We start from the raw sequence: 11877 nt of genomic DNA, 5'->3' as shown, positions 1-11877 counted from the left end.
CCATGACGATCGTCGGCTTCCACAACTCGCACGAGCAGGTCCACCCGGCCGCGCTGCTGGCGGCCACGCAGCGCGCGGAGGAGGCGGGCTTCGACGTCGCGATGTGCTCGGACCACTGGGCTCCGTGGTCGGTCCGGCAGGGCCACTCGGGGTTCGCCTGGACGTGGCTGGGCGCGGCGATGGCCACGACGCGGCTGCCGTTCGGGGTGGTCAACGCGCCGGGCCAGCGCTATCACCCGGCGATCATCGCGCAGGCCGTGGCGTCGCTCGGCGCGATGTTCCCGGGCCGGTTCTGGGTGGCGCTCGGCTCGGGCGAGAACGTCAACGAGCACATCACCGGCGCGGGCTGGCCGCCGAAGGCCACGCGCGACGCCCGGCTGCGGGAGTGCGTCGACGTCATCCGCGCCCTGCTCGACGGCGAGGAGGTCACGCACGACGGCCTGGTGACCGTGGACCGCGCGAAGCTCTGGACGCTTCCCGACGAGAAGCCGCTCCTCGTCGGGCCGGCGGTGACGCCGGCGACCGCGCGAGCCCATGCCGCCTGGGCGGACGGCCTGGTCACCGTGAACCAGGACCCCGAGACCCTGCGGCAGGTGGTGCACGGTTACCGGGACGCCGGCGGTCGGGGCGAGATCGCGCTGCAGGTCCACGTGTCGTGGGCTCCCGACGAGGCGACCGCCCTGGCCGTCGCGCGCGAGCAGTGGCGCAGCCAGGTCTTCGGTCCGCCGGTCGCCTGGGACCTCGACACCCCGGAGGCGTTCGACTCGATCGGCGACCACGCGAGCGACGACGCGGTCCGCCGCAGCGTGCTGGTCGACCACGACCCCGCCCGGCTGGCCGACCGGCTGAGCGAGCTGGTCGCGATCGGGTTCGACGCGGTCTACCTGCACCAGGTGGCCACGGACCCGACGCCGGACGACGAGAAGCACGACGACGCGGCCCCGACCCGCACGCCGCGCAGCGCGACCCTGGAGGCGTTCGTCGACATGGCGGCCGAGCACCTGCTCCCGCAGCTGCGCGGCTGAGCGACCGTCTCGACGGGCGGCCGGGCGGCGCAGCCGGTAGGAACGGTCCCCATGAGGATTCACGACACCGGTGACCTGTGGTGGAAGAACGCCGTCATCTACTGCCTGGACGTGGAGACGTTCATGGACTGGAACGACGACGGCGTCGGCGACCTGCCCGGGCTGGTGCAGCGGATCGACCACCTCGCGGACCTCGGCGTCACGTGCCTGTGGCTGATGCCGTTCTACCCGACCGAGGACTACGACGACGGCTACGACATCTCCGACTTCCTCGGGGTGGACCCGCGGCTCGGCGACGTCGGCGACCTGGTCGAGGTGATCCGCACGGCGCGCGACCGCGGGATCCGGGTGATCGCGGACCTCGTCGTGAACCACACGTCGTGGAAGCACCGGTGGTTCCAGGAGGCGCGCAAGAGCACGGACAACCCGTACCGCGACTTCTACGTGTGGCGCTCGGACAAGCCGCCGTCGACCAAGGACAAGGTGGTCTTCCCCGACAAGGAGACGGGCATCTGGACCAAGGACGACGCGACGGGCGAGTGGTACCGGCACACGTTCTACCACCAGCAGCCCGACCTCAACACGGCGAACCCGCAGGTCAGGGATGCCATCGCGAAGGTGATCGGCTACTGGGCCGAGCTGGGGCTCAGCGGATTCCGGGTCGACGCCGTCCCGTTCTTCCTGGCCGACGCCGCCAACACCCCCGGCGACGACATCCAGCACAAGCACGACTTCCTCAAGGAGCTGCGCTCGTTCCTCACGAGGCGGGTGGGCGACGCGATCCTCATGGGCGAGGTCAACCTCCCGTACGCGGAGCAGCGGGTCTACTTCGGCGGCGGGGAGGCCGACAGCGACGAGCTCACGCTGCAGTTCGACTTCATCGGGATGCAGAACCTGTATCTCGGCCTCGCCCGCGGGGACGCCCGCCCGATCGCCGACGCCCTGGCGAAGCGGCCCGACATCCCCCACGACGCCCAGTGGGCGACGTTCGTGCGCAACCACGACGAGCTCACGCTGGACAAGCTGTCGGACAAGGAGCGCCAGGAGGTCTTCGACGCGTTCGGCCCCGACCCCGACATGCAGCTGTACGGCCGGGGCCTGCGCCGGCGCCTGCCGTCGATGCTGGGCGGCGACCCGCGGCGCCTCCGGATGGTCTACTCGCTGCTCTTCTCGCTGCCCGGCACGCCGGTGCTGTTCTACGGCGAGGAGATCGGCATGGGCGAGAACCTGGCCGCCGAGGGCCGCATGGCGGTCCGCACCCCCATGCAGTGGACGCCGGGGACGAACGGCGGCTTCTCGCGCGCGGCGAAGCGGAAGCTCTCCGGACCGATCCCCGACGACGGGTACTCGCCGGAGCACGTCAACGTGGCCGACCAGCGCCGCGACCCGGACTCGCTGCTCAACTTCGTCCAGCTGCTGGTCCGCCGCTACCGCGAGAGCCCCGAGCTCGGCTGGACGGCCCGCGCCGAGATCCTGTCCCAGCCGCACCCCGCGGTCCTCGCCCACCGCAGCACGTGGGGCGACGGCTCGACCATCGCGGTGCACAACCTGGGCCCCGATGCGGTGACCGTGCCGCTGCGGTTCGCCGACTGCGACGACACCGTCGAGCTGGTCGACCTCCTGCAGGACGGCACGTGCACCATCGACGCCGAGGGCCGCACGGACGTCGACCTGACCGGCTACGGCTACCGGTGGCTGCGCGTGGTCCGCGAGGGCGACCGCCGCCTGATCTGAAGCGTTTCGGGCCGCCCACGCAGCGGCTCGCTCAGCGCGCTCCCAGAAAACTCGCGTACCGTGCCGAGGTCCGCCGCCTCCCCGGGCGGGACCCGAAACGACGGAGGACCCTCGTGCGTCGCACGACCACCACCGCCCGCCGCGGCCTCGCCGCCGCAGCACTCGCCCTGACCCTCGGCCTCACGGTCGCCGCCTGCTCCGGTGACTCCGGCGCCGACCCGTCGGCCTCGCCGTCCGCGTCGGACAGCTCGGCGGCGAACGCCGCCGACACCGCCGCGCTCGCTCAGGTCAAGGTCGAGGGCGACCCCGGCACCAAGCCGACCATCACCCTGCCGTCGACGCCGTTCACGGTGACCGGCGTGACCGTGCGCGTGGTCGACGAGGGCACCGGCGCCGAGATCACCGAGGGGCAGACGCTCTCGATCAACGAGGTCGCGGTGTCCGGCACGGACGGCAGCGTCCTCGGGGACAACTACGAGAGCGGTCCGGAGTCCGTCGTCGCCGACGACAAGCTGCCGCCGGCGCTGCACGACGCCCTGGTCGGCCAGAAGGTCGGCGTGCGGATCCTGTTCGCCGTCCCGGCCGAGGGCGGCACCAACGTCATCGCCGCCGACGTGATCGACGCCAAGGACACCCCGCCGGTCCCGGCGCGCGCCGAGGGCGAGGCCGTCACGCCGCCCGCCGGCCTGCCGACCGTCACGCTCGACGACACCGGCAAGCCGTCCATCACGCCCATCTCGGACGCCGCGCCCACCTCGCTCGTGGTCCAGCCCCTGATCAAGGGCTCCGGCGCCCCCGTGACCGCCGACCAGACGCTGACCGTGCACTACACGGGCTGGCTCTGGGACGGCACGCAGTTCGACTCCTCGTGGGACCGCGGCGAGCCGGCCACGTTCTCCCTCAGCGGCGTGATCCCGGGCTGGACGCAGGGGCTCACGGGCCAGACGGTCGGCAGCCAGGTGCTGCTGGTCATCCCGCCCGACCTCGGCTACGGCGAGAAGGGCAGCGGGGACACGATCCCGCCGAACTCGACGCTGATCTTCGTCGTCGACATCCTCGCGGCCACCTGACCGCACGGCAGTCAGCACGAGCCCGGGACGCCTCGCGTCCCGGGCTCGTCGCGTCCTAGGGTGGCGGGAAGAGCCAGACGACTCCGGAGCCCGGGAGTGGACGATGGACCAGGCAGCGACGCCGAGGATCCGGACGGTGGCGCTCGTGGGCGCCGCGGGGTCGGGCAAGACCACGCTCACCGAGGCGCTGCTGCACCGCGCCGGCGTGCTCACCCGTGCGGGACGGGTCGAGGACGGCAGCACCGTGACGGACCACGAGCCCGAGGAGATCGCCCGCGGCATCTCCCTCGGCCTGGGCGTCGCCCCCTTTCCGTGGACCGCGGCGGACGGCAACGCCTACGACGTGACCCTGCTCGACGCGCCCGGGTCGGCCGACTTCGCGGGGTCCGTCGACGCCGCGCTGGCCGCGGCGGACCTGGCGCTCGTGGTGGTCAGCGCGGTCGACGGCGTCCAGGCGGGTACCCACGCGGCGTGGCGGCTCGCGGCGGAGGCGGGCGTCCCGCGGATGGTCGTCGTCACCAAGGAGGACAAGGCGCGGGCCGACTTCCGGCACGTGCTGGCTGACCTGCGGGACGCGTTCGGCGACGGGCTGGTGCCGCTCGAGCTTCCGCTCGGCGAGGAGACGGCGTTCACGGGCGTCGCCGACGTGCTCTCCGAGGAGGGGCTCGCGTACGACCGCGAGGGCCGGCACCACTCCGAGGCGCTGCCGACCGGGCTCGCCGACGAGGAGCACCGGCTGCACGACGAGGTCACCGAGGAGATCGTCGCGCACGACGACGACCAGCTCGAGCGCTACCTGGCGGGCGAGCAGCCGACCGCCTCGGAGCTCGAGACGACGCTCGCGCACGAGGTCCGGGACTGCGAGGCGTTCCCGGTGCTCGTCGCGTCGGGCGTGACCGGCGTGGGCGTCGACCGCCTGGCGGACCTGCTGTGCGAGCTCGGCCCCTCGCCCGCCGACCGGACCTCGCGCGTGCAGGCCGGGAAGACGGAGGTGGAGGTCGCCGCCGATCCGAAGGGCCCCACGCTGCTGTACGCGTTCCGGACGCTCGCGGACCCGTTCGTCGGCCAGGTCACCATGTTCCGGGTGCTGTCGGGCACGGTCCGCAACGGCGACCGGCTGGTCAACACGGCCACCCGGACGGAGGAGCGGATCCCCGGGCTGTTCCGGCTGCGCGGCAAGGAGCACCTGCCCGTCGACGCCGTCCCGGCCGGGCAGATCGGCGCCGTCGCCAAGCTGACCGGCACGCCGTCCGGCACCCTGCTGGCCGACCGGACCGGGCCGGCGGCGTCGATGACCGCCCGCCCACCGCGGGACCGGGACACCGTCTACGGCCTGGCGCTGGAGCCGCTCACGCAGTCCGACGACGACCGGCTCTCGGCGGCGCTCGGACGCCTCGTCGCCGAGGACCCCACGCTGCGCGTCGACCGCTCGGGTGACAGCACTGTCCTGCGGGGGCTCGGCGACACGCACTTGGCCGTCGCGCTGGAGCGCCTGGCGCGGGTGTTCGGGGTGCACGTGAGCACGTCACCGGTGCCGGTCGGGTACCGGGAGACCATCCGTCGCCCCGTCGAGGCCGAGGGCAAGGTGAAGAAGCAGTCCGGCGGGCATGGGCAGTTCGCGGTCGTGCAGCTGCGGGTCTCGCCCCTGCCGCACGGGTCGGGGTTCGAGTTCGTCGACGCCATCGTCGGCGGGGCCATCCCGCGCACCTACGTGCAGGCCGTGCACAAGGGGGTGGTCGAGGCGATGGCCTCCGGCGGCCCGCACGGCTATCCCGTGGTCGACCTGCGCGTCGAGGTCTACGACGGCAAGTCGCACTCGGTCGACTCCTCGGACATGGCGTTCCGGACGGCCGCGGGCAACGGCGTCCGCGACGCCCTGCACGCGGCGGGCACCATCGTGCTCGAACCCGTCTGCCACGTGTCGGTGACCGTGCCGATGACCGCGCAGGGCGACGTGATGAGCGACCTGTCCGCGCGCCGCGGCCACATCAACGCGACGACCTCGCTGGACGACGGGCTCGTGCTCATCGAGGCGTCGGTGCCCGAGGCGGAGCTGGCCCGCTACGTGCTCGACCTGCGCTCGCTGACCGGCGGTCGCGCCGAGCTGTCGATCGCGCCCGACCGGTTCGAGGTCTGCCCGGACCACCTGGTCCCCGCGTGACCGACGAGCGCGAGCTCGCCGAGCTCACGCGCCTGGTCCGGGAGTTCAGCACCGAGCGCGACTGGCAGCAGTTCCACGACCCGAAGTCGGTGATCCTCGCGCTGGTCGGCGAGGTGGGTGAGCTGGCCGAGCTGTTCCAGTGGGTGCCGGCGGACCAGGCCGTCGCGCGGTTCGCGGAGCCGTCGCGCAAGGCGCGCGCCGCCGAGGAGATGGCCGACGTCCTCGTCTACCTGGTGTGCCTGGCCGACGTGCTCGGCGTCGACCTGGGCGAGGCGGCGCGGGCCAAGCTGGCGGACTCCCACCGCCGGTTCGCCGCCGACGAGGTTCGTGGCGTCGCGCCCGACAAGCCCTAGCCTCGTCACCATGGCCCGGTACTTCGACGTCCACCCCGAGAACCCGCAACCCCGCTCGATCGCGCAGGTGGTGGACCTGCTGCGCAAGGACGCCGTCATCGCCTACCCGACGGACTCCTGCTACGCGCTGGGCTCACGCATCGACAACCACGACGGCGCCGACCGCATCCGCAAGATCCGGCACCTCGACGACCGGCACCACTTCACGCTCGTCTGCTCCGACTTCGCCCAGCTGGGCCAGCTGGTGCACCTGGACAACAGCGCGTTCCGCGCCATCAAGGCCGCCACGCCCGGCCCTTACACGTTCATCCTGCTGGCCACCCCCGAGGTGCCCAAGCGGCTGGCGCACGCGAAGAAGCGCTCGGTCGGCGTCCGCATCCCCAACCACCCCGTGGCCCAGGCGATCCTGCGGGAGCTGGGCGAGCCGCTCCTGTCCAGCACCCTGCTCATGCCCGGCCACGAGTGGCCGATGGTCGAGGGCTGGCAGATCAAGGAGGAGCTCGACCTGGTGCTCGACGCGGTCGTCGACGCCGGCGACTGCGGGACCGAGCCGACGACGGTCGTCGACTGGACTGACGGCACGCCGGAGGTGGTCCGAGTGGGCGCGGGCGACCCGGACCGCTTCTGAGGGTCGCCCGTTCGCGGCGAGCTCGTGACTCCGCGCCGACCTCKCCGGTGACGACCGGCGAGCTCGGCTGGGAGTCACGAGATCGAGGCCGCTGGCGTGAGGCCGGAGACGGCGGGAGGGTGAGCCGGTGGGCAGCTACGTCGCAGTGGTCGGGCCGTCCGGGGCCGACGAGCAGGTCCTGGCCGACGCCGAAGACGTCGGCCGCGGGCTCGCCGAGCGCGGGCACGTGGTGCTCTGCGGCGGGCACGGCGGGGTGATGGAGGCCGTCGCCCGCGGGGCCTCCGGGGCCGGCGGTGTCGTCGTCGGGCTGCTCCCCGGCACTGACCGGTCGGCCGCGAACACCTACGTCACTGTCGCGATCCCCACCGGTCTGGGCGAGCTGCGCAACGCGCTGCTCGTGCGGTCGAGCGACGTCGTCGTCAGCGTCGGGGGGTCATGGGGCACGCTGAGCGAGGTGGCGCTGGCCGTCCGGACAGGCGTCCCCGTGGTGGCGCTGCGGGGGTGGTCGCTGCCGGGCGACCCGGCACTGCACCCCGTCGGCACGGTCGACGAGGCCCTCACCGCCGTCGACGCGCTGGCGCTCGGCGATGGCTGACACCCGCGGGATCGAGGGTCCGGCGCGAGATCGAGGATGCGCAGTCTCGTTCTCGTGCGGGGCCCTCGATCTCGCGCGGGTGCGCCCGTGACCGTCCCGACGAGCGCGGCCGACGTGGCCCGAGCCGCGGCAGCCGCGACCGACCTGGACGCGCTCGACGCCGTCGTGCCCACGTGCCGCGCGTGCCCGCGCCTGGTCGCGTGGCGGGAACTCGTGGGCGTCGAGAAGCGGGCCGCCTTCCGCGACGAGACGTACTGGGCGCGGCCCGTGCCCGGCTTCGGCGACCCGGAGGCGGCGGTGCTCGTCGTCGGCCTCGCACCCGCGGCCCACGGCGCCAACCGCACCGGACGCATGTTCACCGGCGACCGCTCGGGCGACTTCCTCTTCGCGGCGATGCACCGCACGGGGTTCGCCAACCAGCCGACGTCGGTGTCCCGCGACGACGGCCTGACGCTGACGGGCATCCGCGTCACGGCGCCGGTGCGCTGCGCCCCGCCGGCCAACGACCCGACCCCGCTGGAGCGGCGGACCTGCGGGCCGTACCTCGGCCGGGAGCTGTCGCTGATCCGTCCCGCGGTGATCGTGGTGCTCGGCGGCTTCGGGTGGCAGGCGCTGCTCACCACGCTCGCGGAGCAGGGCTGGGCCGTGCCGCGCCCCCGGCCCCGGTTCGGCCACGGAGTCGAGCTGGTGCTCGCCGGCCCGGGCGGCGCCCAGGTGGTGCTGCTCGGCTGCTTCCACGTCAGCCAGCAGAACACCTTCACGGGCCGGCTGACCCCGGACATGCTCGACGCGGTGCTGCTGCGCGCCCGGGCGCTCGCTGGATGACGTATCTCCCGGTGCCCTCCCGCCCCCCTCTGAGGTGGCCGCCGTCCACCCAGGAGAGGATCGACGATGAGCGCCACGCGGTACGAGGAGTCAGCAGGACCCACGGGACACCCCGAGGTGGTGGACCGTGCCCACCTCGACAGGATCCAGCACGACCGCGTCTTCGACGCCGAGACGCTGCAGCCCGACGAGGCCAGCCTGCAGACTCTGCGCGACTTCACCTCGCGGTTCACGGACCGCATCTCGGACCGCCCGATCTACACGCTGGCCTGGCCGTCGCGGCTCTACATCCCGGGCGACGCCGACGGCCTCACCTACTGGGTCACCGGGCCGCCAGCCGCCAACCGCTATCGGTACGCCTGGACGGGCGCCACGGGACCGGCGCCGGGCTCGTACGCCGACGCCGCGACCGGCGGCCTGGCTGCGGTCATCAGCCCGACCTCGACCCGGGGCACGTTCCAGGCCTGGGCGGGGGTCGGCATCGACTACCGGCCCACCGCGCGCCTGTCCGAGGTGCGGTTCGGCGGCTCGATCGCGGCGCTCGGGATCGACACCGTGACCGTCCTGTCGAAGGGACGGACCATCGGGTACTCCCACGTGGGCGCGTTCGGCGACATCTTCCTGCAGGGCTGGGAGATCAACCCGGTGACCGGCGCCTGGGACAAGCTCCCGCAGTTCGTGCGCCACAACGTCTACAGCGACCCGTACCACGGCGAGCTCCTCTCGGCGAACCTCTACCACCCGCTCACGCTGTCGGACACGACGTTCGGCACGCGGTTCCTGGTGGAGGGCGGCAAGCGGTACGCGTTCGCCATGACGGTCGAGGTGGCGCTCGTCGTGGACGTCCGCGAGCGCGACGACCGCACCGCGTACCGGCTCCTCCCCGGCGACCAGCTGGGCCTCGAGGCGCGGCTCGGGGGCACGATCAGCCAGATGACGGTCGACACGACGGTCGTCTACCAGGCCTGACCGCCTGTGGGCGGTCGTGGCTACGGTCGACGCATGGAGATCTCGTTCGTCGCGGGCTTCGGCCCCATCACCACCGACGGTGCCGCGGCCCGGGCCTTCTGGGGCGAAGGCCTCGGGATCGCGCTCGAGGAGCCGGTGCCGGGCTACCTCACCAACGACCACCTCGAGGGCGTCAAGGCGTTCGCGCTCTGGCCGCTGTCGCAGGCGGCCGAGTCGACGTTCGGGTCGCCGCAGTGGCCCGCCGACGTGCCGACGCCCCAGGCGTGGCTCGAGCTCGACGTGCCGACCGTCGAGGCGGTCGCCGCCGGCGCCGCCGAGCTGCAGGCGTCGGGCCACCGGCTGCTGAAGGAGGCCGCCGAGGAGCCGTGGGGCCAGACGACCGCGCGCCTGCAGAGCCCCGAGGGCCTGCTCGTCGGCATCACGTACACGCCGTGGATGCACCCGCAGTGACCCTTTGTTAAATCATCGAAGTAAGCCCTAGGCTGCCGGGATGGGCGACTACGTGGCGGGCATGACGTGGGGCTGGACCGGTGTGCGCGGCACGTGGGGAGGACCCGAGGCGGAACGGTCGCTGGACCTCATGGTCGAGCGCCTCGGGGTGACGTGGACGGCGATCGCGTTCGGCGCCCTGCAGGACACCCCGCAGTCCACCGAGATCCGGTTCCGCGACGAGCCGACGGTCACCGACGACGAGGTCCGGTGGGCCGTCCGGGCCGCCAAGCAGCGCGGGCTGAAGGTGTGCCTGAAGCCGGTGGTCAACGTGCGCAACGGCACGTGGCGCGCGCACATCAGCTTCTTCGACGTCGACGTGCCGCCCGAGCCCACCTGGGCGCAGTGGTTCGCCGCCTACACCGAGTTCATCGTCCACCACGCCCGGATCGCGGCGGAGGAGGGCGTCGACATGCTCTGCGTCGGGTGCGAGATGGTGCAGTCGGACCGCCGCGAGGCCGAGTGGCGGGCCCTCGTCGCGCAGGTCCGCGCCGTCTACGACGGGCTGATCACGTACAACTGCGACAAGTACCAGGAGGACCACGTCGGCTGGTGGGACGCGGTCGACGTCATCTCGTCGTCGGGCTACTACCCGGTCGACGACTGGGAGAACCAGCTCGACCGGATCGCACCCATCGTCGCGGCGCACGGCAAGCCGTTCCTGTTCCTGGAGGCGGGCTGCCCGAGCCGCGTCGGCTCCCCCGCCCTCCCCAACGACTGGGCGCTCGAGGGCGCCCCGAGCGAGCAGGCGCAGGTCGAGTGGTACGAGGCCGCGTTCGCGGCGTGCGCGCGTCGCGACTGGGTGGGCGGCTTCCTGCTCTGGGACTGGCCGGCCCGGCTCTACGACGAGGGCGCCGCGGCGACGAACGACGACTACTGCGTGTTCGGCAAGGCCGCCGAGGGCGTCGTCCGCCGCGCCTACGCGACGGCGTTGAGCAGGTAGAGGACGCCGAAGACGCAGCCGAGCAGTCCGCCGACGATGCCGAACCACGCCCGTCCGGACCCGTGCCCGGTGCGAGCGCGGCGCAGCGCGACGACGCCCAGCACGATCGCCACCGGCCCGAGGGGCCAGATCAGCAGCGCCGCCAGCCCGAGGTAGCCCGCCAGGACCGACTGCCACGACCGACCGACCGGCAGCAGCCAGTGCAGCGTGTTGTCGGGCCCGACGCCCGCCGAGCCCCCCACGGGTGCCGGTGGCCACGACGGGGACGTGCCCGGCGCGGGCGGCAGCGGCGACGTGTGCGGGGTCCATGCCGTGCCGTCGAACCAGCGCACCACGCCGGGCGTCGCGCGGTCGTCGTACCAGCCCGGAGCCGTCACTTGACGGAGACCGTCTTGACGATCTTGTCCGCGAACGTCTGCCGCTTCGCGTCCCAGAGCGGGAACCAGAAGCCCAGCCCGAGCAGCCAGCAGTCGAGCCAGTGGGTGATGTCGCGCAGCAGCGCCCGGCCCACGCCGACGTTCTCCCCGGTCTCCTCGCGCACCAGGCGCAGGCCGACCACCTTCTTGCCCCACGACTGCCCCGTGCGCGCCTGCTGGACTCCGCGGTTCCACACCCAGAGGCCGAGCGACACCAGAGCGCCGACGACGAGCACCGCGGTGCCCGTCGACGTCGGGACCGACGTCGGCTGGCCGTAGGCGTCGTACCCGGCGGTCGAGGAGAAGCCGGAGACGAAGGCGCCGATCCAGTACGGGATCAGCCCCAGCAGGTCGAGCAGCAGGGCGCCGACCCGCAGACCCCAGTGGGCGTACGTCGGTGCCGCGCCGTAGGGGATCGGGGCGTAGCCGTACCCGTAGCCGGGCGCGGCGTACTGGGGCGCCGTCGGGTAGCCGTACTGCGGTTCGGGGGTGCCGTACGCGGCGAAGGACGGGTGCCCGGGCGCCTCGCCGCCGTACGCCGGCGGGTACGCGGGCTGCTGGTACGTCGGCTGCTGGTAGGCCGGCTGCTGGTACGGAGGCGGCGCCGACGCCGGTCCGGGCTGCCAGGCGGCACCGCTCGGTGGCTGGTACGGGTCCTGGTGGCTCACG

General features: G+C 73.2%; 13 protein-coding genes. 11 read left to right on the top strand and 2 right to left on the bottom strand.

What is annotated here, in order from left to right; genetic code table 11:
• The first annotated feature begins 2 nt into the window (after positions 1–2).
• From AC1DQC_RS13195 to AC1DQC_RS13145, 11 genes are all read left to right on the top strand, one after another.
• Positions 3–1025: a TIGR03885 family FMN-dependent LLM class oxidoreductase gene (locus AC1DQC_RS13195; RefSeq protein ID WP_477051699.1), complete on the top strand. Its 1023-nt coding sequence runs from the start codon at positions 3–5 to the stop codon at positions 1023–1025.
• A gap of 51 nt (positions 1026–1076) precedes the next feature.
• On the top strand, positions 1077–2759 hold the full coding sequence (locus AC1DQC_RS13190) for an alpha-amylase family protein (RefSeq protein ID WP_477051698.1): 1683 nt from the start codon (positions 1077–1079) through the stop codon (positions 2757–2759).
• Between the two features lie 113 nt (positions 2760–2872).
• Positions 2873–3829, top strand: a complete 957-nt coding sequence (locus AC1DQC_RS13185) for an FKBP-type peptidyl-prolyl cis-trans isomerase (protein ID WP_477051697.1) — start codon at positions 2873–2875, stop codon at positions 3827–3829.
• A gap of 103 nt (positions 3830–3932) precedes the next feature.
• The gene (locus tag AC1DQC_RS13180) at positions 3933–5990 is read left to right on the top strand and encodes an elongation factor G (protein ID WP_477051696.1); all 2058 of its coding nucleotides are present in this window, start codon (positions 3933–3935) and stop codon (positions 5988–5990) included.
• Positions 5987–6343, top strand: coding sequence for a nucleotide pyrophosphohydrolase (locus AC1DQC_RS13175; protein ID WP_477051695.1), 357 nt, complete (start codon positions 5987–5989; stop codon positions 6341–6343). Before AC1DQC_RS13180 ends, AC1DQC_RS13175 begins: the two co-directional genes overlap by 4 nt.
• A gap of 10 nt (positions 6344–6353) precedes the next feature.
• Entirely contained in the window at positions 6354–6971 is a 618-nt protein-coding gene (locus AC1DQC_RS13170; RefSeq protein ID WP_477051694.1) for an L-threonylcarbamoyladenylate synthase, read from the top strand.
• A gap of 127 nt (positions 6972–7098) precedes the next feature.
• Positions 7099–7566, top strand: coding sequence for a TIGR00725 family protein (locus AC1DQC_RS13165; protein ID WP_477051693.1), 468 nt, complete (start codon positions 7099–7101; stop codon positions 7564–7566).
• Between the two features lie 87 nt (positions 7567–7653).
• Entirely contained in the window at positions 7654–8391 is a 738-nt protein-coding gene (locus AC1DQC_RS13160) for a uracil-DNA glycosylase (protein ID WP_477051692.1), read from the top strand.
• A 66-nt stretch (positions 8392–8457) separates the two neighbouring features.
• On the top strand, positions 8458–9360 hold the full coding sequence (locus tag AC1DQC_RS13155) for a hypothetical protein (protein ID WP_477051691.1): 903 nt from the start codon (positions 8458–8460) through the stop codon (positions 9358–9360).
• A gap of 33 nt (positions 9361–9393) precedes the next feature.
• On the top strand, positions 9394–9810 hold the full coding sequence (locus AC1DQC_RS13150) for a glyoxalase (RefSeq protein ID WP_477051690.1): 417 nt from the start codon (positions 9394–9396) through the stop codon (positions 9808–9810).
• Between the two features lie 40 nt (positions 9811–9850).
• Entirely contained in the window at positions 9851–10792 is a 942-nt protein-coding gene (locus tag AC1DQC_RS13145; protein ID WP_477051689.1) for a glycoside hydrolase family 113, read from the top strand.
• On the opposite strand, the gene AC1DQC_RS13140 is transcribed toward AC1DQC_RS13145, so the two are convergent.
• Complete coding sequence (locus AC1DQC_RS13140) at positions 10768–11169, bottom strand: DUF2510 domain-containing protein (RefSeq protein WP_477051688.1); 402 nt, start codon at positions 11167–11169, stop codon at positions 10768–10770. The two genes, AC1DQC_RS13145 and AC1DQC_RS13140, sit on opposite strands and share 25 nt — an antisense overlap.
• Positions 11166–11876 (bottom strand): RDD family protein, encoded by a 711-nt coding sequence (locus AC1DQC_RS13135; RefSeq protein ID WP_477051687.1) that lies wholly within the window; start codon positions 11874–11876, stop codon positions 11166–11168. Before AC1DQC_RS13135 ends, AC1DQC_RS13140 begins: the two co-directional genes overlap by 4 nt.
• Between the last annotated feature and the right edge of the window lies 1 nt (position 11877).

Source organism: Cellulomonas sp. P4_H12 (assembly GCF_056400905.1).
The sequence above is the reverse complement of the archived record's forward strand: the minus strand, read 5'-3'. Positions and strand labels throughout refer to the sequence as shown.